General features: G+C 51.5%; 24 protein-coding genes. 15 read left to right on the forward strand and 9 right to left on the reverse strand.

What is annotated here, in order from left to right; all coding sequences use genetic code 11:
* The first annotated feature begins 110 nt into the window (after positions 1–110).
* Together ACAW75_RS08525 and crtD are read left to right on the forward strand one after the other, a co-directional pair.
* A complete protein-coding gene (locus ACAW75_RS08525; protein WP_370728270.1) occupies positions 111–977 on the forward strand; it encodes a PE-PGRS family protein in 867 nt (288 codons plus the stop codon).
* Positions 978–2,486, forward strand: coding sequence for a 1-hydroxycarotenoid 3,4-desaturase CrtD (crtD, locus tag ACAW75_RS08530; RefSeq protein WP_370728271.1), 1,509 nt, complete (start codon positions 978–980; stop codon positions 2,484–2,486).
* Positions 2,487–2,507: 21 nt separating this feature from the next.
* Here the strand turns inward: crtD and ACAW75_RS08535 are convergent, their stop codons facing one another.
* Complete coding sequence (locus ACAW75_RS08535) at positions 2,508–3,143, reverse strand: response regulator (RefSeq protein WP_370728272.1); 636 nt, start codon at positions 3,141–3,143, stop codon at positions 2,508–2,510.
* Positions 3,144–3,436: 293 nt separating this feature from the next.
* On the opposite strand from ACAW75_RS08535, the gene ACAW75_RS08540 reads away from it, so the two are divergent.
* From ACAW75_RS08540 to ACAW75_RS08570, 7 genes are read left to right on the forward strand one after another with little or no spacing between them, the layout of a single operon-like run.
* A complete protein-coding gene (locus ACAW75_RS08540) occupies positions 3,437–4,087 on the forward strand; it encodes a hypothetical protein (RefSeq protein WP_370728273.1) in 651 nt (216 codons plus the stop codon).
* A gap of 2 nt (positions 4,088–4,089) precedes the next feature.
* Positions 4,090–4,716 carry a hypothetical protein gene (locus ACAW75_RS08545; RefSeq protein WP_370728274.1) on the forward strand — a complete coding sequence of 209 codons (627 nt, stop codon included), beginning with the start codon at positions 4,090–4,092 and terminating at the stop codon, positions 4,714–4,716.
* On the forward strand, positions 4,706–5,506 hold the full coding sequence (locus tag ACAW75_RS08550; protein ID WP_370728275.1) for a sensor histidine kinase: 801 nt from the start codon (positions 4,706–4,708) through the stop codon (positions 5,504–5,506). Before ACAW75_RS08545 ends, ACAW75_RS08550 begins: the two co-directional genes overlap by 11 nt.
* Positions 5,507–5,548: 42 nt before the next feature.
* Positions 5,549–7,972, forward strand: coding sequence for a hypothetical protein (locus tag ACAW75_RS08555; RefSeq protein ID WP_370728276.1), 2,424 nt, complete (start codon positions 5,549–5,551; stop codon positions 7,970–7,972).
* 29 nt (positions 7,973–8,001) lie between these two features.
* Positions 8,002–8,442 (forward strand): hypothetical protein, encoded by a 441-nt coding sequence (locus tag ACAW75_RS08560; RefSeq protein WP_370728277.1) that lies wholly within the window; start codon positions 8,002–8,004, stop codon positions 8,440–8,442.
* A 47-nt stretch (positions 8,443–8,489) separates the two neighbouring features.
* Positions 8,490–9,452, forward strand: a complete 963-nt coding sequence (locus ACAW75_RS08565; RefSeq protein ID WP_370728278.1) for a hypothetical protein — start codon at positions 8,490–8,492, stop codon at positions 9,450–9,452.
* Positions 9,453–9,466: 14 nt separating this feature from the next.
* Positions 9,467–9,796, forward strand: coding sequence for a hypothetical protein (locus ACAW75_RS08570; RefSeq protein ID WP_370728279.1), 330 nt, complete (start codon positions 9,467–9,469; stop codon positions 9,794–9,796).
* Here the strand turns inward: ACAW75_RS08570 and ACAW75_RS08575 are convergent.
* Together ACAW75_RS08575 and metH are read right to left on the reverse strand one after the other, a co-directional pair.
* On the reverse strand, positions 9,768–10,034 hold the full coding sequence (locus ACAW75_RS08575; RefSeq protein WP_370728280.1) for a DUF6970 domain-containing protein: 267 nt from the start codon (positions 10,032–10,034) through the stop codon (positions 9,768–9,770). The genes ACAW75_RS08570 and ACAW75_RS08575 overlap by 29 nt on opposite strands.
* Positions 10,035–10,226: 192 nt before the next feature.
* Complete coding sequence (metH, locus tag ACAW75_RS08580) at positions 10,227–14,003, reverse strand: methionine synthase (RefSeq protein WP_370728281.1); 3,777 nt, start codon at positions 14,001–14,003, stop codon at positions 10,227–10,229.
* A 267-nt stretch (positions 14,004–14,270) separates the two neighbouring features.
* Here metH and ACAW75_RS08585 point away from each other — a divergent pair, with 267 nt between their 5' ends.
* Positions 14,271–15,143 carry a Ppx/GppA phosphatase family protein gene (locus ACAW75_RS08585; RefSeq protein WP_370728537.1) on the forward strand — a complete coding sequence of 291 codons (873 nt, stop codon included), beginning with the start codon at positions 14,271–14,273 and terminating at the stop codon, positions 15,141–15,143.
* Positions 15,144–15,215: 72 nt separating this feature from the next.
* On the opposite strand, the gene ACAW75_RS08590 is transcribed toward ACAW75_RS08585, so the two are convergent.
* Positions 15,216–17,657, reverse strand: a complete 2,442-nt coding sequence (locus ACAW75_RS08590; protein ID WP_370728282.1) for an SdrD B-like domain-containing protein — start codon at positions 17,655–17,657, stop codon at positions 15,216–15,218.
* A gap of 94 nt (positions 17,658–17,751) precedes the next feature.
* Here ACAW75_RS08590 and ACAW75_RS08595 point away from each other — a divergent pair, with 94 nt between their 5' ends.
* Positions 17,752–18,798: a GNAT family N-acetyltransferase gene (locus ACAW75_RS08595; RefSeq protein ID WP_370728283.1), complete on the forward strand. Its 1,047-nt coding sequence runs from the start codon at positions 17,752–17,754 to the stop codon at positions 18,796–18,798.
* Positions 18,799–18,804: 6 nt separating this feature from the next.
* Here ACAW75_RS08595 and ACAW75_RS08600 read toward each other — a convergent pair whose 3' ends face one another.
* On the reverse strand, positions 18,805–19,761 hold the full coding sequence (locus ACAW75_RS08600) for an AAA family ATPase (RefSeq protein ID WP_370728284.1): 957 nt from the start codon (positions 19,759–19,761) through the stop codon (positions 18,805–18,807).
* A gap of 104 nt (positions 19,762–19,865) precedes the next feature.
* Positions 19,866–20,723 (reverse strand): peptide chain release factor N(5)-glutamine methyltransferase, encoded by an 858-nt coding sequence (gene prmC, locus ACAW75_RS08605; protein ID WP_370728285.1) that lies wholly within the window; start codon positions 20,721–20,723, stop codon positions 19,866–19,868.
* 135 nt (positions 20,724–20,858) lie between these two features.
* Between prmC and ACAW75_RS08610 the strand changes: the two genes are divergently transcribed.
* Positions 20,859–21,245, forward strand: coding sequence for a RidA family protein (locus tag ACAW75_RS08610; protein ID WP_370728286.1), 387 nt, complete (start codon positions 20,859–20,861; stop codon positions 21,243–21,245).
* A gap of 205 nt (positions 21,246–21,450) precedes the next feature.
* Here ACAW75_RS08610 and ACAW75_RS08615 read toward each other — a convergent pair whose 3' ends face one another.
* A complete protein-coding gene (locus ACAW75_RS08615; protein ID WP_370728287.1) occupies positions 21,451–22,140 on the reverse strand; it encodes an NUDIX hydrolase in 690 nt (229 codons plus the stop codon).
* 113 nt (positions 22,141–22,253) lie between these two features.
* Here ACAW75_RS08615 and ACAW75_RS08620 point away from each other — a divergent pair, with 113 nt between their 5' ends.
* Entirely contained in the window at positions 22,254–23,543 is a 1,290-nt protein-coding gene (locus ACAW75_RS08620) for a hemolysin family protein (RefSeq protein ID WP_370728288.1), read from the forward strand.
* 4 nt (positions 23,544–23,547) lie between these two features.
* Here the strand turns inward: ACAW75_RS08620 and mobA are convergent, their stop codons facing one another.
* Both mobA and moaC read right to left on the reverse strand, forming a co-directional pair.
* Positions 23,548–24,177 (reverse strand): molybdenum cofactor guanylyltransferase, encoded by a 630-nt coding sequence (mobA, locus tag ACAW75_RS08625; RefSeq protein ID WP_370728289.1) that lies wholly within the window; start codon positions 24,175–24,177, stop codon positions 23,548–23,550.
* On the reverse strand, positions 24,167–24,637 hold the full coding sequence (gene moaC, locus ACAW75_RS08630; RefSeq protein ID WP_370728290.1) for a cyclic pyranopterin monophosphate synthase MoaC: 471 nt from the start codon (positions 24,635–24,637) through the stop codon (positions 24,167–24,169). Before moaC ends, mobA begins: the two co-directional genes overlap by 11 nt.
* Positions 24,638–24,745: 108 nt before the next feature.
* Here moaC and ACAW75_RS08635 point away from each other — a divergent pair, with 108 nt between their 5' ends.
* Complete coding sequence (locus ACAW75_RS08635; protein ID WP_370728291.1) at positions 24,746–25,468, forward strand: glucosamine-6-phosphate deaminase; 723 nt, start codon at positions 24,746–24,748, stop codon at positions 25,466–25,468.
* 106 nt (positions 25,469–25,574) lie between these two features.
* Positions 25,575–26,696, forward strand: coding sequence for an acyltransferase family protein (locus ACAW75_RS08640; RefSeq protein WP_370728292.1), 1,122 nt, complete (start codon positions 25,575–25,577; stop codon positions 26,694–26,696).

A 26,696-nucleotide genomic window follows, 5' to 3' on the forward strand; every position in this document is an offset into this window, starting at 1 on the left:
TAAGGTTTAATCGTTCGTGAATATCACCTTCCGCTCATACATTCCATAACTATGCAGCCCTAATTGTGGTTGAAACTATCGTCTTTTGTAGTCAAATAGCCATTCACTTCATGCACCGCATTCTTGTCTCTTCACTTCTGATTGTCTCACTTGCTGCTTGCCAGGACCCATCACCGAACCCCGTTCAGTTTAGCACTGAACCGACCATGACGCCAGTTGATGCGGATCAGATCAACGAAGCATCGGGCATTGCCGACAGTCGGAGTATGCCAGGTACGTTATGGGTGGAGCAAGACAGTGGTAGCCCGGCCGAGCTGGCGCTGCTGGGTTACGACGGTCACATCAGGGGTAAATTGGCGATCCCCACCTCAACAAACCGTGACTGGGAAGACATGACCATCGGACCGGGTCCGCAGGCAGGCACCACTTACCTCTACATTGGTGAAATTGGCGACAACAACGCGCAGTACGGCCAATATGCCATTTACCGTCTCCCCGAGCCAACGAATCTGACCAGCGCCGTGGGGCCTGTTGAGAAGATCAACTTTAAATACCCTGACGGCGCCCGTGATGCCGAAACGCTCATGTGCGATCCGCAGACAAAAGATCTGTATATCGTGTCGAAGCGGGAAACAAAAGTGCATCTGTACCGGCTGGCTTACCCGCAAAGCACAACGACGCTCCTCACCGCCGAGCTACTGGGCGAACTGCCCTATACCTATGTAACAGGCGGCGCTTTCTCGCCCGACGGTTCAGAAGTAGTGATACGTACCTACACCAATATCTTTTACTGGAGCCGCAAAAGCGGTCAGTCCGTAGCCGATGCCATGCAGCTGACAGCCTCACGGGATCTTCCCTATCGCCTTGAACCTCAGGGCGAAGCCATCTGCTTTGACCGCGGAAACAAAGGCTATTTTACGCTGAGTGAAAAAGCAAACGGCGTGAACCCAACCCTGAATTATTACCTGAGAAAATAAGTGAAAGCTGCTATTATCGGAGCCGGTATTGCGGGTATCGCTTCAGCTATTCGTTTAGCTGCCAAAGGCTATAGCGTTGATGTATTCGAGGCAAACAGCTATCCGGGGGGCAAACTGTCAACGTTTGACGATATAGCTCCCGACGGTGGACTCTACCGGTTCGACGCGGGACCTTCGCTATTTACCATGCCCGATCTGGTAGAGGACCTGTTTCGGCTGGCCGGCCGCAACCCTTCCGATTATTTCTCATACATCCGCCTCGACGAAACCTGTCGCTATTTCTGGGATGATGGAACCCGATTGACTGCCTGGGCCGATCAGGCCCGCTTCGCTCGAGAAGTTGAAACTGTGCTGGGTGAACCAGGACAGCATTTACTGGATCAGCTGGCCGACAGCGCGTTGAAATATGACGTCACCGAAAAACTGTTCTTACAAAAATCGCTGCATAAGCTGGGTACGTGGTTAGGCCGTGATGCCTTACGGGGTTATTTGAACTTACCTAAACTAGGCGTTTTTGGAACCATGAATGCTGCCAATGAACGTCGCTTTCAACACCCGAAGCTTGTTCAGCTTTTCAATCGTTACGCAACTTATAATGGGTCTGACCCCTATCAGACGCCAGCGACGCTGAACATTATTCCGCATCTGGAATATAACATCGGTGCCTTTTTCCCGACGAAAGGCATGGTCAGTATTACAGACAGCCTGGTGCAACTGGCCCGGGAACTAGGCGTTCGGTTCCGGTTCAATACGCAGGTCGACGAGATCGTGACAGAGAAAAAGCAGGTGACTGGCCTTCGGGTCAGCGCTGTACCTCAACAGCCTGACGCAATGATTCCCTCGAGCCTCCAGCTTTTCGACCGGGTAGTCTGCAACATGGATGTGGTCAATGCCTTTCGGAAGCTGATGCCTACTGCCAAACAACCCGAGCGCATTCTGCGGCAACCCAAATCAAGTTCGGGACTAATTTTCTACTGGGGCATCAACCGGACCTTTGCTGAACTGGATCTGCACAACATCTTCTTCAGCGAGGATTACCGGTCGGAATTCGATCACCTTTTCCAGCAAAACAAGCTGTACGACGACCCCACCATTTACCTGAATATCACCTCGAAACACAAACCCGACGACGCACCGCCGGGCCGCGAAAACTGGTTTATCCTGCTCAATGCGCCCAACAATACCGGCCAGGACTGGGACGCTATAATTGAGAAAGCGCGGCAGAACATCTTGAACAAGCTAAGCCGTGTATTGGGTACAGCTGTAGCCCAGTGCATTGAAACGGAAAGTGTTCTTGATCCGCGTAGCATTGAGGCACGTACCTCCAGTTCGCAGGGGGCGCTGTACGGGAATAGCAGCAACAACCGATTTGCGGCTTTTCTACGCCATGCTAATTTTTCGCACCAGTTCGACAACCTGTACTTCGTAGGAGGTAGTGTGCATCCGGGTGGGGGCATCCCGCTTTGTCTGTTATCGGCGAAGATTGCCACCGAATTAGCGGGCGCGTAATGTCTGTTAACTGAACGGTTGTTAAGCCAGCCCTCGTTTAATGGCTTCCATGACTAATCCTTGCCGACTCTTAACACCCAGTTTTTCAAAGACAGACTCCCGATAGCCGTCTACCGTTCGAGGGCTAACACACATTTTATCGGCAATTTCAACGTAGGTCAGTTCACTACAGGCCCAGCGAATAAAGTCCGACTCCCGCTTATTTAAGTGGCTAGTGACTTCAACCTGAGCGGGTTGGCTGAGTTGACTGATGAGCCGACTGGTCAGGTAATCAGAGTAATGGTAGCCCTTGGTCCGAATGTCATCAAGGGCTTGTCGAAGTTCAGACGGCCGGCACCCTTTCAGCAAATAGCCTCGTGCACCCTGCTGCATCATCTGCGCGATCGTCTTTTCGTCATCGAGCATAGAAAGAGCAAGCACCTTCAGCGTAGGGTGATTTTCGCGTAGGTAGCGGGCTGTTTCCTGGCCATTCATTTCGGCCATATGCACATCCATAATCAATATCTCAGGCAGTGCGTGCTGTTTCAGCAGATTGATCAGATCACGGCCGTTCTGAGCACAGAACGTTACCTCGTAGGTTTCAAATCGACTAATTAGTTCAGCTAATGCCTGGGCCATCAGGTAATGATCGTCGACGATGGCGATAGAGGTTTTCATGGGGTGCGGGTTGATTCAGGGCAACGAAAGGTAACTTACAGTAACCTGATAGTCAAGTATTCCTGATCGATTACCCGGAAAGCAGACCGTAATAATACCCGATAAAGTCAGGTTAATTGCCCATGGAGTAGGGCTGATGGGCCATGTAGTTTTGTGGCCTGACCCAGTTCATTTGCTTTCCGCTCTATACGCCACACCAAACAATTTAACTACCCATTACAAATACGGGAAAATTCCCGTTGTGCATTCACCTGTATTCAATGTGCTTCGTGCCAACTTAACACCCTACAAACATGCTCAGAATCGTAATAATCATTTGCCTGTGCCTCTTTGTCGCCATTGCCTGCGAGCAAGCCAAAAAAACGGATCAGTCTACCACCCAGGTGGATTCCTCGGCAACCTCAACTTTGCACCATCCTCTCCCACCCTGTCCAGGAGGCGTAGTGACCATGCTCAAGACGCCTACAAACTCTGTACTGATCGACTCGGCCAGAGCCGCCAGGCTGTATATTAATTTTAAAGAAAAAGCCATGAAAGGCAGAAAGAAATTTGGCGCTAATTTCTGCGATAGTGCTTTTAGATATTTAAAAACCGGGCGCTTCATCAAAGGAACCCTAGAAGAACATTTGTGTATAAATGAAACTAGCTTACGCCGTATCACAGGAGATACTGTACAATACGACGCGGTCAGATTATATCCATGTTTGGATGGTAAAGATTTAAAATACCTGTTAGTTTTTGTAAAACAAGTTTCGGGCGAAGCAACGATTTATAACGACAAGTCAAGCCCTACTCCAATTGTTCTGTTAACGCTCGATAAGTTAAGAAAACGAATCTGTGCTATTTATGACTATCAACGAGTAGGGAAAGTACCATTTACCTCTCATCGTTTATGCACACCGAACTGTCCAGACGATGATGATGATCTACTCTTCGATTACTAATCATGATGCTATTCATCATAGCATTGGAAGTCATTTGTGTTGGGGTTGGTGTCTTTTATTACACCAACCTCAGCCCATCTTCGCTGCGTCCTCTGCTTATTTATTTATGCCTCGCTTTGCTCATTGATGGGTTGCTCGAAGTAGTACCTGATCCGACTGGTATCTGGACAAGGGGCCAGTATGACCTAATGCTCCCTGCTGAATTTGCTATTTATATAAATTTATTCAAACCCAAGCCTCCACGAATTTTCAGGTCAGTAGCCATTGGCTTGTTTGGCCTGGGGCTTTACCAGCTTACAGTTCATTTACAGGATCGCGCCTCAAGTACTAATTTGTATCTGGTCATGTGTCTGCTCTTGTTACCAGTCATTTTACTTTATCTCTGGTCACTTGCAACCAGTGATAAACTGTTGACTATAAGCAGAGAGCCTCTTTTCTGGATTGCTATTAGTTTGCTTTTTTCCTGCACTGGGAGTGCCATCGTCACCGGATTTTATTTTCTACTGAGCGATCGTTTCAAAGCAGCAGGTAAAAACCTTTTTTATATAAATTATGTACTTACCGCCATCCGTTATTGTATGTTTACAGTAGCTTTTACTGTAGCTGGTCGGACTGGAGATGGAAGATAATCTATATCTCGTTGTTATTGTTAGCACCATAGTCTTTCTGGTATTAGCTGTTTTTATTGTCAGCTTTTTACTGCTTTTTCAACGGCGTCAGTTGCAGAATTTGAAGGAGAAGATTGAGATGAAGATTGCTTATGAACAGGAAATACTGCAAGTACAGATTGAAGTACAAAACCAGACACTACAGCAGGTAGGCAACGATCTACACGATAATATTGGCCAGTTACTGTCCCTGACAAAGCTTCATCTGAACAGTCTGGAAGAAGAAAATGACCCGGAATGGGTAGCGAACCGAATGCTCGATGTCAGAGCGATCGTTGACCTGGCCATTCGGGAAGTACGTTCACTGACCAAAAGCTTGGATAAAGAGTTTATCGAGCAGTTTGGGCTCATCGACAGTCTACAACACGAACTTGACCGCCTGGAACAAACAGGCCGTTTCACGACTGAATTTAGTTTAACCGGCAATCAGCAATCGCTGGGTTTCCAGCGCGAGATAATTCTGTTCCGGGTTGTGCAGGAAATTCTGAACAATGCGATCAAACATGCCCAGGCCAACCGGATTGCGGTAGCGGCTACTTTCTCTACCAGTTTATTTACCCTGCAGATCAGCGATGATGGGCAGGGTTTCGATATAGCTGAGCTACAAAATCGGGAGCTGGGAACGTCCGGGGCTGGGCTTCGCACCATGCAACGCCGCGCCGAACTTATTGGTGGTACCTGTCAGATCATGTCAATTCCAACGCAGGGGACACAGGTTATGCTGACTCTGCCAATCACTCAGCCAGAATAGGCTCTGAAGGTTTTTGTAGCGTTTTCCTCTATCAATCGCTTTATGACAGCACCCCTACTCACCCTGCTCACTTGCCTTATTCCAACCATTTCACTAGCTCAGTTTACCATTTTGCCAGTCGAACCGGGCTGCGAAACAGGCTATTCAGTCGCCGATACGGTCTGGCCACTGGGGCAACGGGGCGATGCTCAACTACTTGATGCAGCTTTATCTCACGATGCTGAACTGATTCAGACAACGGCTCATGTCATGCATTCTGGCACTGATCCGGTCTGTCTACCTGAACAAACAGGTAGCTATGAGGTCCAGGTACGTCCGTCACGGGTGAATTTTGCTTTATTACCGGTTAGTATGATCCCGTTCAGGGATGCGGTGGCGATTGCCAGGTTACTAAGCCCCACGCCCAGGTACGCTGATATAAAGTCATATCTGCTTGCCTATTTCAAGTTAGTCGACGGAAATCCAGATTCACTACGAGCGGCCATAACAGCCAACACGTTCATAAAGCAGGCATTGGGCAGTGCGGCCACTGTTGATCTGATCGTCAATGCAGTACTTTCTACCCGATCACCCGGCGATCCAATGCAGTTTACGGTGATGGAGGCTGGCCAGAAAAGTCTGCTTAATCCCACGCTCGTTGCAGATGCGCTGGGTACGTTCATCGCCAAACGATTTAAGGAAGAAATCAACGCTGCCTTTCTCCAGCGCTTTCGACTGTTGCTGACCAATAATCCAGATTCCCTCAAGCTCCTATTTCCAGAAAGCCATTCGGTTTTGCTGAATGCCGACCCGTATAATTACACCAGTTTTCTACAGTCATTACAGGAAGCCTTTGAGCAGGACTTGGCTTCTTTGCCCAAAAATACCGTCAATTACCTGTCTTACAATCGTCAATTGGCGGCAACGACACTTCGTTCGCCGGTGCTGTTCGATGTAACCCTTGCTTCACTTCAGTTAGTTGGCGAGTTGCAGGAGGGTCGCCCCGGACTGACCGTATTAAGTCAGCTAGGCAATAGTCGAGCCGTTTTATCCATGCAGGAACCGGCCGTACAACATGCCCTACAACTTCTTTCCTTACTAGCGCGCAACAGTACGACAGATACAGCGGGCGAACAGCTTCTTAAAAGGGAGGAGTTGGCCCAATTAGCAACTGATAGCACGGTATTAAAGTTGTTTCTTGGGCTGATCCTGGCTAAAGAAGAACCCCTGCTCAAATCAATTACTGTTCGGCCCGGCCCGGCTTCTAAGTCATTATATACCTTTATCAATCAAGATCTTAGCTCTAGCCAGAGCACATTTTACAAAGTGATTTCGTCGGTCGTTACGGGGGCGGAAACGTTTCGTCTGGCCAAGGAGCGTATACTGGCCGAACAGCAGGCTGCGCAGGCCTTGAACAACAAACCAAATCTGGCCCCCCATTATCTCAGTATGCTTGAAACGGGCATTACCATCCTGGAGAACAGCTTCGACTTTTACACAATCATTGCCGGAACGCTCGCTCAGACACCTGTAGCCAGTAAAGATGCTTTTGCGATCAGTCGCCAGTGCATCCCGATTGTCCGGAATGTCTGGGAAAAAAGATACGGTTTAGCGCTAAGCCACTCAGTTACACTCTTACAAACGTTATTCAAAACGGTACCTCCTGCCAGTGTAGCCGCACTAACCCGTAAACAGAAACGGTTGTTGAAAGACGCCGACAAGCTGAACGTCAAGGTGCGTTCTGCATTCAGAGGCGTACCCGTTCAAGCCTTATCCGAGGCAATTGCTACTGCAAAAGCCACCGTGGGGGCAGCAGCTGTTTCTGCCAATGTGCGCGAAACCATCGGCGACGGGGCGGTAACTGGCGCGGTTGGTAACCTGATGAAGTATGGCTCGTTTATGGTCACGGTGGTGAATGCGACAACTAAAGATGAGATGCTGCTGGCACTGGAATCGGCAGCGTTGCCAGTAGGCAGTTACCGAATCAAGCGCAATACCTATTTTTCTGTCTCAATCAATTCATTTGGCGGCGTTTACGCTGGTGTTCAGGCCAATGAAGGAGGCATTAATTTTAAAGCGTTACAGCAGTCAAGCCGGGGATTGATTGCCCCGTCGGCGCCAGTTGGCTTTTATGCAGGGTGGGGAAAATCGCAGGTAAAGGTTCTAAACAAAGACCGCCAGGCGAACGGGATTTTTGTATCACTCATCGATATAGGCAGCATTTTTGCTTTTCGCCTCAACGATGCCAACACCGCTGACCTTCCCGAATTAACCTGGCAGAATATCATAGCCCCGGGCGCGTACTTTATACATAGTTTCAGCAATGTATTGTCTCTGGGAATTGGCGCGCAGCATGGCCCCCAGCTCCGGGCAATCAAGGATGGCACCGTCGTGTTTGATCCCCAATCCTGGCGTTATGGCCTTAAGCTTACTGCCGACATTCCTATTTTCAATCTATATACAAAAGCTAACCGTAAGGCGCTCTAAGTAAGCCTGTTACTCAATCCCTATAACTCATGACCATCTGGCTTATTCTGTTCTACATCTGCCTGGCCGGGACGGTGGGCGGGATTATCAACGCGCTCCTTAATCGGAGTGGCTTTGAGCTTCCTAAATTCGTGAAGATCGACGGCGTTACCGTGTATAAACCTGGTTTACTGGGCAATATGCTGGTCAGCGCAGCGGCGGCGGGCGTGTCATGGGGGCTATACGGCCCACTGGCTAATTACGTGATAGGTACGTCGGAAATCCAGCAGGCAGTGCCCACCGTCACGGTAGGACAACTGATGGGGGCCGTGTTGGTTGGAACGGCCGGTGCCAAATGGTTTACGTCTGAAATTGATCGTGAGACCTGGCGGGCTACTGCGGTAAAAGTGGCCAGTCAGCCCGCCGACGCTACCAAGAGCAAGGCTTTATCGTTGGCAACCCCTATTGAGGCGCTGAATCTGGTGAAGTAATTAGCAACCGGCGGTGCTGAAACCAGACCAAGTTGCTACTTTGGCATATGGCTCATTTGCAAACACCCCGGCCGCTCCGTCTGGTCCTGTTCTGTTTCCTCTTCATTGGTTCGGTAGCCTGCCAGCGGGCGTACAAAGCGCCTATTGATACGCTACAGAAGAACACCGTTGCGGCCACCAAGGCCATTACCGCCTATTACACTGCCCTGAATCAGCAGGAGCGCGACCTCTATTTTCTCACGTTGCTACTCAATCCTGGTCAGCGAGTCGAAGAAGTCGATGCGCAGGGCAAGGAAACGCCGCTTCTACTGGACTCTTTTGATCCGGTGGCCATACAGGCACGCATCGCGTTGATGGCCCAGCTATCAGCTTATGCCGATCAGCTTTCGGCGCTGGCGGGTACTGATTCTCCTCAGCAACTTCGCACAGATCTGATGGCGCTGGGTAGTAACCTGGAGAGCATGCAGGCTCAGTTTGCCGAGCTGGCTCGTAACCGGGCCGACGATCAGGCTACCGCTTACCTCTCGCCTATCGCCACGTTGATTGCCGTCGTTGGTGAAGCAGCGCTGATCAACAAACGCGAAAAAGCGCTGAAACAAGCCATCTTGCAGGGAGAAGCGCCGATTAACCAGCTACTCGACTTTCTGACAAAAGACCTCGACAAGTATGTTTTTCTAGCTCAGAAAACAGGCGACGATCAGAAATTGGCTCAGTTAATGGTTGCGTATAACGGCATGGCGAATCGTAAGGCTATACCGCGTGATGAGCTAAAAAAACGACTCGATGAGATTCAACGCGCTGCCGAACAGCTCCGCCTTACCCGAACCAACCGCCCTTCAGACGTACTACGGGCGTTGAAAAAAGCGCATGTGGCCCTGGTTGGCGTTGCCAGGCAGACCACTACATTTCAGCAATTTCAGGCGGCAGCGCTGGCTTACGAAACCCAGGTTGATTTATTTCTGAAGGCCGCCCAACGAATTAATGAACTGCGCAAAGCCGATCATCCGTAAGCACGTACCCAGCCATGAAAAAGATTGATACCGAACAACTCGCCGGGGCCGCCCAGAAAAGTTTCTCTCTGGCACGGGACGGACGCCTCTCCACTGTTCAGCAGGCCTCTATGCTCACCCAGGGAATGCGACTGCGTGCCTCCCTGATCAGCGCCCTCTCCGTTGAATTTGCCGATAGTGTGAAGCAGGTAGACGACGCCAATCAGCAGTTGGCTGCCCTGAACCAAACGCTTCTAGACACAACAGTAGCCATCACCAACATTGCCGATACGATCAAACAGGCGGCATCGGCGGCCGGCCTACTGGAAAAGCTACTTAAAAAAGCAGTGTCGGTGTTGTCATAAATCGGTTGACGCACCGATTATTTTCGGTCATCCTGCCAGATAAGTCTCTTGGCTGTAGCTGGTTGGGGGAAATCGGTACACCGGCTATCTCCACCACCAGAAAAACGCCGTCTGGCGCGCAGATTGAACTGCAGCTAGCATCCAGCAAACTGTTAAATAGGACGTAATAAACGATACGTTCTTTATAGCTGTATTGAGTAACGTTCCCTCGTGGATTACGCACAGGCTCTTTTTGCATCCGACCAATCAGATCGCGGATGCAAGCAGGCGTGTCTGAGGGAACCCCGTCTTTACTGCATGAACAAATACAGATCGGCCCAGTAATTAGGAAGGAACGTACCTAGACGCTGCTGAAAGAGTATGTTTTATGAGACCTCATAAAACTAAAGTAGATGGCCCTTTTGTGGTTACCTACTCGTTGATCATTCTATTAATAAGCCAGCACAGGAGCCAGCCACCGTTCTACATCCTCTACTGACATATCTTTTCGGTGGGCGTAGTCGATGATCTGGTCTTTGTTCAGTTTGCCCGTGGCGAAATATTTCGATTCGGGGTGACTGAAGTAAAAACCACTGACCGATGAGGCCGGGTACATCGCAAAGCTCTCGGTGAGCACAATGCCCGCCCGCCCCGCATCGAGCAGGTCAAACAGCGTTGCTTTTTCAGTGTGGTCAGGACAGGCAGGATAACCCGGCGCCGGTCGGATACCCTGGTATTTTTCCCGGATCAACTCTTCATTACTCAACTGCTCGCTGGCGGCGTATGGCCAGAACTCCTTACGTACCCGCTCATGCATCAACTCCGTGAAAGCCTCGGCCAGCCGGTCGGCGAGTGCTTTTACCATGATGCTGTTGTAATCATCATGGTCGCGATCGTATTTCTCGATCAGCTTTTCAATGCCAATACCCGCCGTCACGGCAAACGCGCCAATATAATCCTGACGGCCGCTCTCTAAGGGCGCCACAAAATCGGCCAGGCACAGATTGGGTAGCCCCGCCGCTTTCTGGTTTTGCTGACGCAGAAAATGCAGCACTGTTTTGGTGTCGAAGAGCAGTTCGCCGGCGGTTGTTACTGCCGTTTGCGACTGAGCAGCCCGGCTTATCTTATATTCGGTGTGCTGGTGCGAGCCGTGGCGTTCGCAGGGAATGTTGCGGGTCACCTCCTCAAAATCATGAATCAATACATCGTCTTCAGTGGCATTGGCCGGGTAAAATCCAACCACCGCTTTGGCACCGAGCGACTTGTCGCGGATGATCTGATTCAGCAGCGCGTTAGCGTCGTCAAACAGCTTTTTTGCTTCGGCCCCTACCACGGCATCGCCGAAAATGGCGGGGTACTTACCGTGCAGTTGCCACGTCTGGAAGAAAGGTGTCCAGTCAATGTATTTGGCAATCTCATCCAGCGGATACTCGTCGAAATAGCGATTACCCAGGTACGTTGGTTTGGTTGCGTCAAAGCGTGACCAGTCGATTTGAACCCGGTTGTGGCGGGCCTTTTCGATAGGCAGCAGGTTCTTTTCCTTCTGCCGTTTGGCGTGGTCATCGCGCAGCCTGGCATATTCTGCCTTAATCTCGTTGAAGATCTGGTCGCGGGTTTCCACTTCATTGCTCGTCAACCGACCGGCTACGGGCACGCTCCGGCTGGCATCGAGCACGTGAATCACCGGCCCTGAATAATGGGGATCGATTTTCACGGCGGTATGAATCCGCGAGGTTGTTGCGCCGCCTATCAGCAATGGGATGGTGAAGCCCTGCCGCTCCATCTCTTTTGCCACACCCACCATCTCGTCGAGCGAGGGGGTAATGAGCCCACTCAGGCCAATGATGTCGACAGTATGCTCGCGGGCAGCATCCAGAATTTTTTGGGTAGCCACCATCACACCCAGGTCAATGATTTCGTAGTTGTTACAGCCTAACACGACACCGACAATGTTTTTTCCAATGTCGTGCACGTCGCCTTTCACCGTTGCCAGCAGAATTTTTCCGGCGCCGGCGGCTTCGCCAACCTGCTTTTCAGCTTCGATATAGGGGGTAAGATGAGCTACCGCCTTCTTCATCACCCGCGCCGATTTCACCACCTGCGGCAGGAACATTTTCCCCTCTCCAAATAAATCCCCAACCACGTTCATGCCATCCATCAACGGGCCTTCGATTACGTGGAGTGGGCGTTCGGCCTGCTGACGGGCTTCTTCCACATCGGCGTCGATAAACTCTGTAATGCCTTTTATCAGCGCGTATTTGAGCCGTTCGCCAACACTCTCGTTACGCCAGGCATCATCAACAACTACCTCTTTGCCTTTCGCCTTCACCGTTTCAGCAAAGGTCACCATCCGCTCCGTCGCATCGTCGCGACGGTTCAGCAGCACGTCCTCTACGTGTTCGAGCAGGTCTTTTGGAATATCATCGTAAATGGCCAGTTGACCCGCATTCACAATGCCCATGTCCATTCCCGCACGGATGGCGTGGTATAGGAAGGCCGAGTGAAAGGCCTCACGCACGGGTTCATTGCCCCGGAAGCTGAACGATATATTCGACACCCCTCCGCTCACTTTAGCCAACGGCAGGTTTGCTTTGATCCAGCGCGTGGCGTTGATAAAATCAACGGCGTAGTTATTGTGCTCGTCGATACCAGTGGCAACCGTCAGGATGTTCGGGTCGAAGATGATGTCCTGTGGCGCAAACTCTACTTTATCGACCAGAATGCGGTAAGCCCGTTCGCATATCTCGATCCGGCGTTCGTAGCTGTCGGCCTGGCCTTGCTCATCGAACGCCATGACTACCGCCGCCGCGCCATAGCGCTTCACCAGTTGGGCGCGTTCAATAAACGCTTCTTCGCCTTCTTTCAGCGAAATAGAGTTGACAATGGCTTTGCCCTGCACGCATTTCAGGCCGGCCTCGATCACTTCCCATTTAGATGAGTCGATCATGACGGGCACGCGGGCAATGTCGGGTTCGGCAGCAATCAGGTTCAGGTACGTTGTCATGACCTCGGCCGAATCCAGCATCCCTTCGTCCATGTTCACGTCGATCACCTGCGCGCCGTTTTCTACCTGCTGCCGGGCCACGGCCAGGGCCGCTTCGTAATCACCTGCTTTGATGAGCCGGGCAAAAGCTTTCGAGCCGGTTACGTTCGTGCGCTCACCAATATTGACGAAGTTGGTAAGCTCAGTGATTTTCAGTGGCTCCAGTCCGCTTAGTTTTTGGTAAGGTTCTGGTGCAAGTTTTGGCCGGGGCTGATACCGGGCGGCCGCGCTGGCAATAGCCCGGATATGATCGGGCGTTGAGCCGCAGCAACCGCCAATGATATTGATGAATCCATCGCGCATGAAGCCCTCTACCTGAGCGGCCATCATTTCCGGCGTTTCATCATATTCGCCAAATTCATTCGGTAAGCCCGCGTTCGGATAAGCCGACACAAAGAAGGGGGCTTCTTTCGCCAGCGTCTGAATATAAGGACGCATGGGTTCAGCGCCGAGCGCGCAGTTCAACCCCACGCTGAGCAAGGGCAGGTGCGATACCGAGTAAAGGAATGCCTCGGTTGTTTGCCCCGACAGCGTTCGTCCCGATGCATCAGTGATCGTTCCCGAAATCATGATCGGCAACGACAGGTGCTTTTCGGCGAAATACGTATCGATGGCAAACAGGGCCGCTTTCGCATTCAACGTATCGAAAATCGTTTCGACCAGCAGGATGTCGGAACCGCCATCTACCAGGCCGCAGACCTGCTCATAATAAGCCTCAACGAGTTCATCGAACGTTACGGCCCGATAACCTGGGTTATTCACGTCGGGCGAAAGGCTGGCCGTTCGGTTAGTTGGCCCCATGGCTCCAGCCACAAAACGCGGTTTGCCGGGATTTCGACGCGTCACCTCATCAGCCACCTCGCGGGCTATCCGGGCCGATTCATAATTCAGTTCATAGACCAGATCCTCCATGTGGTAATCGGCCATGGCAATACGCGTACCGCTGAATGTATTCGTCTCAACGATATCTGACCCAGCGTCGAAATACTGGCGGTGAATCTCCTGAATGATGTCGGGACGGGTAATAGACAGCAAGTCGTTGTTACCCTTCACATCGTGGGGGAAATCACGGAAGCGTTCGCCCCGGTAATCGGCCTCCGTGAGGTCATACCGCTGAATCATCGTGCCCATGGCACCATCGAGGACGAGAATACGCTGCTGAAGGAGGTCGGTAAGGTGCTGCAAGAGAAGCTAACTTTTTCGTGAAAAAAGCCAATAGCAAAAGGCTATGACCCGGAAAAATACAAATCTACTGAAAAGCAATGGGAACCCCCATGAAGTGAATTCAATATGGGACACACAACAAGGATAAACAGAAGCGAGGCCATCATTTAACCAGACTCTACACGCTTTCCGGGGCAGGTCCGTCAAAAAAACGGGCTCGACTCTGTTTCGTCGGCATTCCCATCCGTTTTGCTTGTAGTTTTGCGGCCCACAAACATATACGCTACAGTGAAACTGGCTGCCATTGACATCGGTTCCAACGCCGCCCGCATGCAAATTTCGACCGTGCTGACCAACGACGACGTGATCAGCTTCAAACGGGTCGAATATGTCCGCTTTCCGCTTCGGCTCGGGCACGATGTATTTACGCATGGGGCCCTGACGCCCGAAAGTGTTCAGCGGACCATCAAGCTGATGCAGGCCTACAAGCTTCTAATGGAACTCCATGAGGTTGAGGCCTTTATGGCTTGTGCTACGTCTGCCATGCGCGAAGCAACGAATGGGCGTGACGTGGCTGACCTGGTGAAACTGCGGTCAGGGATTCCTATTCAGATCATAGATGGTCAGAAAGAGGCCGAGCTGATCAATAATGTGGTGGTACTGGCCCTCGACGATCGACAAACGTTACACATCGATGTTGGTGGCGGTAGCACGGAGTTAAATCTCTATCGTAATCGCAAAAAACTGGCTTCGCGTTCGTTTAAAATTGGGTCTGTCCGCCTGCTGGAAGGCAAAGACATGCGAAGCACCTGGGCGAAAGTTGAAGCCTGGATCAAGGAGAACGTTGACCGTAGCCAGCCCGTTGTTGCCGTAGGGACGGGTGGAAACATCAGCAAGCTGTTCAATCTGGTGTCGAAAACGAGTGACACCACCACGACTCTTTCCGAAATAATCCGGATGCAGAATTACATCGCCACCTTCAGCCTGGAGGACCGGATCAACAAGCTCCGCCTCAATGCCGACCGCGCAGATGTGATCGTTCCTGCTGCCCAAATCTATATTTCGGCTATGGAGTGGGCAGGCGCAACCGATATCGCCGTGCCAGACCTGGGCCTGAAAGACGGTATTCTTCAGGTCGTTTATCAAGAGTTGGCCAAATAAGTCTGGCTGGGATTTGGTTAAGCTTAGGCCTCAATACACTTATGTTCGCCCAGCCTAAAAGCCCGCACAGAATTACCGGATGCGCTGGGCAGTGATCTGTAGGCAAGCAGACGGGCAAGGCGTTGTTTCCTGCACACCCACGTCCAGTGTGTTGATGGTTTGCCCGGGTACGTTCAGTTGAAACTGCATAACAGGTAGTCCATTCAGGTTCGGAGCATTGTTGGAGCCCGTCAGTAGAAAGGCATCGGAATCAGTCGAAGCCGGATTGGCGCCTGTTCCCTGGTTCCAGCCGGTCAGTTGGTACCCTTTGCTGTTCACCGTCAGCACGTGGCTGGTTGTGTTGACCTGTTGCGACGTCTGATCGGAGCCGATCACGATGAAGTAGGGCACATTGTAGGCGAGGGTCAAGGCTGGTCCAGACTGAAAACTGTACCGTCCCTGCGCGTCGCTGATCGTACTGGCCAGCCTGATACCAGACGCCGAGTACAGTGATAATTTAACACCAGCCAGCGGTGGCTCAGCAGGCCCCTGCATTCCATCGCCATTGGTATCGACCCATACACGGTTCCCGACGGAAACCGGCGCCACTTCGCACAGGGCATTGATCTGCCCTAATCCGTTGGACGCTCCAAAGGTTGATCGGGTTGACGTAGATAGGCCGCTCAGTGCATCGCGATATACTTCATAGCGCCGGAGCAGGTCCCCATTCTGCACATCGAAAAAAGCGGTACCTCCCGACCAGGTCGTGAGCGGGTTAAACAGGTTGACGAACATATTATCCAGCCGCGGATTGCTCAGCAATGAGCCGGCAAAGGTTTCCTGGTTCAGCGTTGTGAACTGCTCATTACAGTAAAACTCCCCGGCCGCTGTTGTGTTGCCGGGACCCGTATAAACAGGTCCCTGGCCATTGTTAACGCCACAACCGGAGTTAGAACCGGCTGATCCGTTGGCTTCGAGCAGGTACGTTCCGTTCACCAGTGCCGCCCGTAACAGGTCGCCGCCAGTGTAGCCGCTGTAGACCGTTGTTGGGGTAGGTGATGTCTCAGTGGGTGCCAGTTGATTTCGCGATGTCTGATGGCCGGTTCGATCCATTAGCCCAACGATTATAGCCCCTTCTGCGTCAAACCCGATCGACGACAAAATGGGCTGCGGGCGAACCACACGGTGCATCTGTGGGGTAGTAGCCGAGCTGAGTACGTTTGTCGAATACTCTGACCAGGTATCACTCCAGGGTTCCCAATAGTCACCCAGCGACGAGGCAGCATCGGCACCCGCAACAGCCCAGCCTTTACGATACGTAAGCGGGATAACCAGTACGGGTGTTGTATTGAATGTGTTTGTTGTGAGGTCGAAGGCATAAACGCAGGCTTTCAGATCTGCCCGGTTCCGGCTGATCGATGCATCATTGACAACCCCTACGTATAATTTCCCCTGATAGTAGGACACTGCCCAGGGCCGATTTACCCCTGTCGAAAAAGTCTGCGGAATAGTAAAGCTCGTAAACGCGTCGGGGGTAAGTGAGGTAGCTGGCCGTATGGGTTGGCCCAGCTCAATACGCACCAGTGTTTTCTGGTATAGGTTGATGACCCATAACTTGTCTTCGCTTGGCGTGAAGGTGGCTCCTCCCATCCCTACTTTCCCGACCAGACTGAAAGCAACTGCGTCGGCACTCGCTGTGCTATTCGATTGCGGTAATGTTCGTGCAGCAAGAGCAGTCAGGTCAGCCGGTGAGGCCAGCGTCAGGTACTGACCTGCGTCAACGTAGGCCGTTGATGTAGCTGTGTTTGGATTGGTGATATAGATCCCTCCCAACCCAAGTGTGCCGAGGGCAGCGTGACGCTTCAGAAAGCCAATGCTCACCAGCTGGTTACTCTGGCGTTGCAGCGCAGTAGCCCAGACAGTACCTATATCCACACTGGTTGCCAGCTGACTGGGCATGTCCTGAACCGTCAGTGGCTGGCCTTCCGCATTAAACGGATAGGTCACCAACGTACCTGTGTTTTGTAAGGCACCTGTCTGGTAAACAGGAGTTACCAGCAACGGCTCGGCCTGGCAATAGTCGGCTGGATCGCTTATGCCATAGTTCACCGCAGCGGGCGCCTGCACAAATTGAACATCACTGCCAGCCGTTAAGCTGGGCGAGTCATAGGTATAGAGCGGTCGGTTTGAAAATTCAATGCGTACTCGCTTACCCGGAGAAATGATACCCGACGAGAAGGCGAAAGAACCGTCGGTAGCGGTGATGGTGGAGAATGACTGGGCTGCGCCATCGACATAGGCACACACCTTAATACCGGCTACCCCTAATTCGGTCGGCGCTGTGGCTGTCTGTAGGCCGTTACGGTCATAATCGCGATAAACGGTGCCAACTACCTGCGCAAATCCAGAGAAACCAGATACTATTAAACCAATGATTAGTAACGAATTACGTGCAAAACGTGAAGGTATTGAGTGGGCAATCACGTTGAGACAGGCACAAACGTACCTGACTGGAGTGTCAAGTCCAGTTATCATATTTTCACACATTTACAGGTTCTGGTTGACTGTCAACGAAAACCGTGCCAAACACACTAACTAGCTTTTCCCCTGACGGCGTAGTGCTATAAACATGGATGCATACTTTACGCTGGTGTACATGGAAGCCTGTGTAAACGAATTATCTTTGTTCAGCTTTATCGCTTACATGCATCGCATACAAACACATTATCCAGACGTCACGCAGCCTATTCCGACCTATAGCGAGTCGGGCTTTTTCTTTAATGAGGAAGATCAGTTAAGGCAACAGGATAATGGCTCCTTCCACCTGCTGACAGCGCTGAATATGGCTACGCACCAGGTCGACGCCAGGTGCGCTGTATTCATCGATAATGAGTTGGCAATCAGCCCTAAATTGGCCCCTTTTGGTTCTGTTGAATTCACCAGTACCCTACCGGACCATACCCTTACGGCTTTATTAGACTCTCTGGAAGCAGAGGTAGACCGGCTGGGGCTGCCCGCCCTGCGCCTGACCAATTACCCCCATTGTTACGCACCTGAACAGGCCGAACGGCTGATGCGGGCATTGCGACGGCGACAGTATCGAATAGTGGATCAGTTGACCAACTTTCATTTGACCATTACGGATGATCAGTTCAGTAGCCATCTGCATAAATCGGAACGCAGGCGGTTATTGAAGTGCCAAAAAGCTGATTTTAAAGCCGGCGTCTGGGTCGATCCACCGGTCAAGGCAGTGGTTCAGTTCATACAGGCTAGCCGTCTGCAACAGGGATACCCCCTCACTATCGCGCCGGACCGCCTGGCTTACCTGCTCTCGACTTTTCCGGATCAATATCCTGTATTTGTCATCCGTGATGGCGCTACCATTGCCGCTTTAACGGTAGCGGTTCGGGTGCGCCACGATATTCTCTATAATTTTCTGCCAGCCGACGACTTAGCCTATCGCCGATATAGCCCGGCAGTTATGCTTACGGCCAGTGTATATGCCTATTGCCAACAGGAAGGAATCGGCCTGCTCGACCTGGGCGTTTCGGTCGATGAGCATCGCCTGCCGAAACCCAGTTTAATGCAGTTCAAACGGAATCTGGGTGCCCAGGAATCCCCTAAAATGGTGTGGGAAAAGAAGGTCAAAAGAGGCGGAAGTCGTCCCTCTTTCTGATTCTTTCTAGCCGATGGCGACTTTCCGTAAAATTGAATCGATAACCTGGAGCGAGGTAATGCCATCGGCTTCGGCTTCATAATTCAGCAGTACCCGGTGATTGAACACATCGGGGCATACTTCCTTGATGTCTTCAGGCAGGACGTAATCGCGCTGATCGAAATACGCCACTGCCTTAGCGGCTAAATTCAGGTGGATACTAGCCCGCGGCGACACACCATATTGAATATACCGGGCCTCATCGCGCAACCCATATTCGAGGGGGCGACGGGTAGCAAAAACCAGTTCAATAATGTAGCGTTCCAGCGAGTCGGAAATGTTGACCCGGTTGATCTCATCCCGAACGGCAAATACATCTTCTTTGTCGAGCAACGGCTGCACTTCATAATCGAAGTTCATGTTCGACATCCGCCGCATCACCTCCAGTTCATCATCCTTACTGAGGTAATCGACGAATACTTTCATCATAAACCGATCGACCTGGGCTTCGGGCAGTGGGTACGTTCCTTCCTGCTCAACCGGGTTTTGCGTGGCCAGTACCAGAAACGGCCGGTCAAGAATAAAGGTCTCCTCGCCAATAGTCACCTGCTTTTCCTGCATCGCCTCAAGCAGTGCCGACTGCACTTTAGCCGGCGAGCGGTTGATTTCGTCCGCCAGGATCAGGTTAGCGAAAACGGGCCCCTGTTTAACTTCAAAATCGGCGGTACGCTGATTGAAAATCATGGTTCCAATCAAATCGGCAGGCAACAGATCGGGGGTGAACTGGATGCGCTGAAAATCAAGTTGCAGCACCTTCGCCATTGTATTGATCGTCAATGTCTTGGCAAGACCCGGAACACCCTCAAGCAGGATATGCCCCCCCGTGAACAACCCGATCAGCAGCCGGTTGACGAGGCGATCCTGCCCGACGACCACTTTGCCGATCTCGATACGTGCCTGATTGATTTGTGAATGGTAGGACATAAATTACGTTTACTGTCTTCTGTTTACCGTCTTCTGTTGCTCCGCTCTCGAAAAACGTTGTCTCTACGCAGCGCAACAGAAAACGGTAAACCGAAAACAGAAGACTATTTTTTCGCTGCCCGCACGCTGCGGTCTTTGCCGTGAATGTCTTTGTATACCTGCACGCTGGTAAAGCCGCGCTCATCGAAAACAGCTTTGGTTGCCTCACCGAATCGCTCGTTGATCTCTACGTAGCAAATACCTGTTTCTGCCAGGTATCTGGCGGCGAAATCAGCCACGGCTTTGTAGAAAATCAACGGATCAGCATCGTCAACAAAAAGTGCTACGTCGGGCTCATACGCCAGCACATTCCGGTCCATCTGCGCGGCTTCGGAGCGGGTTACATAGGGCGGATTGCTCACCACACAATCGAATGGACCGACGGTATGTTCAGGTACGTTCAGAATATCCTGAAGCTCGAAATTCACATCGGCCTGCAGCGCCTCTGCATTCCGACGGGCCGTGGTTAAGGCGTCTTTCGATACATCCCAGCCCGTTACCTCCGACTGGGGCAGAAAGCGGGCCAACGTTACCGCCAAACAGCCGCTCCCGGTGCCAATGTCGATTACCCGAACGGGCCGCTCGGTCATGTCGGCAAAGTCGTGCATGATAAGGCGTATCAGGTCTTCGGTTTCAGGCCGGGGAATTAGCACATCCGACGAAACCTCGAATTCAAGTCCGCAGAATATAGTTGTCCCAATCACATGCTGGATTGGTTCCTGCCGGTTGAGCCGTTCAATTATCTTGAACCAGTCGGGTTCTGTTCGGTTTGTGGGCAGCGCACGGTCAGCCAGCACGTCGGCTTTTCGAAGTCCGAAATAATGATCGAGCAGCATAAACGCCATTTCCCGAGCTTCTTCGGGTGGGTAGGCGGTAATGTTACGGCTAAGTTGCTGGTAAAGTGGTCGGGCAGTACTGGCCATACGACGAATAGGTGTTTGGCTCAAAAATAGGGAAGTTTTCCGGGTTGCTGGTATGGAAACAACGTACCCAGCACAGTCGGCCGGTTTTTGCGGGTAACTTACCCTCGTATCTTTGGGGCTTTCTCACTGTAAATCATGACAAAACAAACCATTCTTTCAGGCTCACCCTGGGAAGATAAAGTTGGGTATTGCCGGGCCGTGCGTGTTGGTAATCTTATTGAGGTATCCGGGACGGTTGCCATCGTCGACGGAACAACCGTAAAGGCTGACGATGCCTTTGCGCAGACGGTAAACATCATCGAGCGTATCGGAAAGGTGCTGGATGAAGCCGGTGCCAGCCTCGAAAACGTGGTACGCACGCGCATTTTCACCACAGATATTCGCCGGTTCGATGACATTGCCCGCGCCCACGGCCAGTTTTTCAGCCACATAAAACCCACCACCGGCATGTATGGTATCAGCCAATTGGTAGGTCCCGAGTATTTGGTCGAGATCGAATTTACCGCCGTTGTGGAAGATTGATCAATAAAAAGCAGGCCCGATTGGCTGCCGACGTCTATAAGTCGTTCAACAGTCAATCAGGCCGTTGTCAATTGCTGAATTAACGTCTGGCTTATACGCTTCGCACTTTAGAAGACGAATCGTGACTAGCAGTTTCCTGCTGTTAATGAGCCACCAGGTAGCCTGACTGTTCCTCTTTACTGCTAGTTAAGAGGCCACCTACCGTCTACGCCTTTGGCTGTTTGACTAAAAGGGCCTGCTCAACAACGTGACGAATGGAGCTGAACGAACTGGCCAGGGCGATTTTGGCCTGTTTAGGCTCCATAAACGCTACTTTTTCGATGTTTTCCTCCGCTTGCGGAGCCAGTTTGGTATCATCGAGCAGGGCCATGGTGTACCATTTCGTGCGCTTCAGAATGCGGTTCCCATTCAGCGTATAGGTGTGGTAGGTCGTGCAGATCTTATCGCCCAGCGCCACAATTGCGCCGGTCTCTTCTTCGACCTCCCGCACGGCACCATCTTTTGATGACTCACCGTCATCGAGTTTGCCTTTTGGCAGATCCCACACGCCGCGCCGGAAGATCAGTAGCATACGCCCTTCGTGTGTTACCACGCCCCCAGCCGCTTTAACCACTTTATACAAGCTTTTTATGCGTGACTCAACGGCGTCTTTGTCTAAGCATTGGAGCGTAACCGACAGCAGATCGCTGATGTCGGCTTCTTCCAGTAGCCCAACCAGCCGTTCGGCTGTGGCTGGCGTAGCATTCAGCAACAACAGATGGCCATTCAGCGATTCAGCCTTCAGGGTCTCCAGGCGGGCGTCAACTACCCGGTCGAAGTCTGCTATCTGGGCGAGTTTATCCCCTTTTTTTGAACCCGTAAGCCGCACAGGGCGGTCATCGATAAATACGATCATGGAAAGCGAAAGAGGGTGTTTTTGCCCGTAAATCACGCAAAAATAGCGAACCCTTTACCTTTTGCGGCCCCAATAGTTCTGCTATTTTTGCAAACAGGACAATTGTCTACTACGTGGAGCTACTCATAATTCTGGTGCTGACGATTTTGAACGGCATCTTTTCGATGTCGGAAATAGCGCTGGTCTCATCGCGCCGGTCAAAATTGGAGACCGCTGCCAAGAACGGCGACCGACGCGCCCAAACGGCCCTCGACCTGGCCAACTCACCCAATCGTTTCCTGTCGACCGTACAGATCGGTATCACGCTGATTGGGATATTGCTGGGTATTTTTTCGGGCGACAAGATCACGTCTGATTTTCAGGCCTGGGTTGCCAAAGTCGACGTGCTGGCCCCTTACTCACACTCGATTGCGGTGGTGGGTGTCCTGCTGGCGTTAACCTACACGTCGCTGGTACTGGGCGAACTGGTACCAAAACGCATTGGCCTGTCGAACCCGGAAGGGATTGCCAAAGCGATGGCGGCCCCGATGGAACTGCTCTCTAAAGCAACATCGCCATTCATCGCCTTACTCACTGTCTCGAGCGATTTGCTTATTAAACTGCTGGGGATCAAGCCAAACGAGAGCGCCGTTACCGAAGAAGAGATCAAAAGTCTGGTGCAGGAAGGTAGTACGGCCGGCGCCATTGAAGAGATTGAACACGAGATTGTACAGAACGTGTTTCAATTGGGCGACCGTAAAATCACCTCGTTGATGACCAATCGGCAAAGCATCGTTTACCTCGACCTGGAAGCTGAACCCGCCGAAAATAAAGCCCAGATTCTCCAATACCGGCATGCTGTTTACCCGCTCGTCAACGGCAGCGTCGACGAAGTAGTGGGGTTGATTCATTCGAAAGATTTTCTGGGTACCGACCTCGATGTGGAGCTGACCCGCCTAAACGATTTAAAGCGCGACGTACTGTTCTTGCCCGAAAACAACCGCGCTTATCAGGTACTCGAACGCTTCCGCGAACGGCGGCAGTATGCGGGCATCATCGTTGATGAATACGGCGGAGTACTCGGCATTGTGACGCTAAACGACATTCTGGACGCTCTGGTAGGCGATATTTCGGACACCAGTGAGTTTAATTACGATGTGCATCAGCGCGAAGACGGCAGCTACCTGATCGACGCCTCGTTACCCTTCGACGATTTTTTATCGCATTTCGATCTTACCCTTTCGGCACAGGCCCGACGCGATTTTACCGATTTTGATACCCTCGGCGGCTTTGCCCTGCACATTCTAAAAGACATTCCGAAAGAAGGCGAAACGTTCCGCTGGCAATCATTCCAATTCGAGATCATCGACATGGACAAGAACCGGATTGATAAAATCCTGGTCCGTCAATCAGTAGAAGAATAGTCCGCTAGGAATGAGTGTGGCCTCGGCTGTTATACCTCCTATAGCTTTCCCAGTCATTGATATTCTCAAACGCACGCGCATCGGGTACGTCCAGCCATGTGCTGGAATGGGTTGTCAGAAATCGGCGGAGGCTGCGCTGACCAGCCTGAAACCAATCGCGCAGTAATGGCCCGGCCGATGGCTCCCACAAGCTCACCAACGGTTCTGGGCCCGACCGGTCAGCGTCCCAAAAAGCAGTGGCGAGCGCCGCTTTATTCCGGCTTGTCAAGAGGTTTTGTAACGTACCTTCATCGAGGTTGGGCAGGTCGCAGGGGACTAGCAGCCAGGCGGCGTCTGGGTAGGTATCATAGGCGGTGAGTAAGCCACCCAGCGGCCCCGTTTCCGGGTACCTGTCGGGCAGGAGATTCGTGTAGGTCAACTGCTGGCGCTGCGTTTCATTCACCGACCAATAAACGGTTTGGCAAAGTGGGGTCAGCAGATCCGTCAGGTATTCGTACTGAGGTTTTCCGTGGTAGACAAGCGCCGACTTATCCTGCCCCATACGGGTACTCTGCCCCCCCATCAGCACCAAACCATAGACAGTCGTCGCCGTTACGGCAGGGACGTTATCCGCAGGCACTTCCTTAGCCTTCATGGCGGAAATCGCGCTTACCTCCGGTTTTTTCGAGCAGGCGCGTTTCGCGGATGACGATATCATGTGAGAGGGCTTTGCACATATCGTAGATGGTCAAGGCAGCTACCGAAGCCCCTACCAACGCTTCCATTTCGACCCCTGTTTTGCCTTCAACAGACACTGAACACTCAATGATCACGTCGGCTCCTTCTGCCCAGATAGCGAACGAGCAGCCGTCGAGGCCCAGCGAATGGCAAAGCGGAATGAGATCGTCGGTGCGTTTGGCGGCCATAGTGCCAGCGATTCGCGCCGTTTGAAACACCGGCCCTTTCCGAGTCTGAATATCGCCTGCCTCCAGGTGCTGCAAAATAACTTCTCCCAGCGTAACAATACTCCGGGCTTTTGCCGTGCGTTTGGAAACAGGTTTTGCGCCTACGTCTACCATGGCGGGGTTGCCTTCGGGAGTCAGGTGAGTCAGCATATGTAAATAGGTTTGTGAGCGTATCTGTCACAACAAAGTACGGCAGGCCACATGAATAATTGGTACCGGGCAACAGGATACCAGCCTGTGGGCGGTAATTTTACAACCATGATCCTACGTACCTTCCCTGACTACACCGCTCTGTCGGCCCAGGCCGCTCAACATATTGCCGACCTCGTGCGACAAAAGCCGAATGCCGTTCTCTGTGTGGCTTCCGGCGCTACCCCGGCAGGCGCTTATCGCCTGCTTGCCGATCAGGTACGTTCCGGTGCGCTTGATTTAAGCCAGTGTCACTTTATCGGCCTTGACGAATGGGTTGGTTTCGGACCGGACGACGTGGGCGGCTGCGCCTATTTTCTTTATCGTGATCTATTCACGCCTGCCCAAATTCGGGCCGACCAGATTACTTATTTCAATGCAAAGGCCGCAGACCTTCAAGCCGAATGTCAGCGCATCGACCAGGCTATTAGCTCATTCGGCGGCCTTGACCTGATTCTGGTCGGTGTGGGCGAAAACGGGCATATCGCCCTGAATGAGCCAGGTACGTCTTTCCAGCTTCGCTGTCATGTGGTTAAGCTGGCCGACTCAACGATCTCGGTTGGCCAGAAATATTTTACGCAGCAAACACCACTGGAGCAGGGTATTACGCTTGGCTTACGGCATCTGGTAGAGGCCCGCGACATTATGTTGATGGCCAGTGGCCCCCGCAAAGCATCGGCCATGAAAGAGGCTATCCATGGGCCCGTGACCGAGCAATGCCCGGCCAGTCTGTTCCAGACGCTGCCCGGGGCACACGTTTGGCTCGATGATGAAGTGGCCAGTGCGCTCTGACATTGCCTATCGCTGACGAATATAATTGCATTGCAATACAGCGGCAGCCAGTAGTTTTGTGCTACAAGCCAAAGCATACATCACAAAAAATAGTCGTCAATTCAACATGAGTGCCGAATTCCGCAGGTTAAGAGAGATCGATTTTTTACGAGGTGTCGCCATTTTATTGGTGCTCTTCAGACACTGTTATTTATTCGATTTCACCGTCAACATGGGCTGGATTGGCGTCGATCTTTTTTTCGTGCTGAGTGGCTTTCTGGTATCTGGCCTCCTTTTTCGGGAATACAAAAAACATGGTGATATAAAACCCAGTACGTTCTTAATTCGCCGTGGTTTTAAAATATATCCGATCTATTATCTGATGTATGCCGTTTATCTTATTCCGCTTTACCTGTCACACACTATTTCTACAGGCAAATTACTGGCCGATCTAACCTTTATTCAGAACTATATTTCGGGATGGGGCTATGCGTTTGAGGCTAGCTGGTCGCTGGCAGTGGAAGAGCATTTTTACTTCGGTCTGGCGCTTATACTGTGGCTGAGCCTGAAGCATAAAAAGCTAACGTTGCAAGCAGATACGCGCGCAACAGGCTTTAGTCAACTGGAGAAAGTGATTCTTGGGCTTATGGTTTTTTGCCTGTTCCTGCGGATAGCAAGCAACCTGGCGTTTCCAGACGAGCAGGCCAGGAACTTCACCATGACGCATTTACGCATCGATTCACTGCTGGCGGGCGTATTAATCTCGTATCTGTATCAGTTCAGGAAGAATCGGTTAATTTACCTGATCGAGAACCATAAAATGATGGCTATTTCACTGGTCATTGCCGGTCTTTTTTGGACGCCATTTAGTAATCCTGTTCATTCGTTTTTCATAAAAACGCTTGGATTTACGCTCCTCTATGTAGCGTTTGGCATCATCCTGGTTTATTTTATTACCTGTAAAGATATAAACCGACGGCTCGACAGTTTATTTTCAGCGCCAGTTGTTAATCTGATCAGCAAAATTGGTTTTTGTTCGTATTCGATCTACATCGTTCATCCGTTCATCAATATTCTGTTTATCGATTATTTGATGAAATACATGCACCTCAATCAGTACGTTTTATTTGTGGTTACCTCAGCAGTCAGTTTGTCACTTGGTATGTTGATGACCAATACGCTCGAAGACTATTTTCTCGGTATACGAAATAAATATTACCCCAACCGGTCAAGTCCGGTGCTGGTTTAA

This window comes from Fibrella arboris, from assembly GCF_041321095.1.
Taxonomy (GTDB): domain Bacteria; phylum Bacteroidota; class Bacteroidia; order Cytophagales; family Spirosomataceae; genus Fibrella; species Fibrella arboris.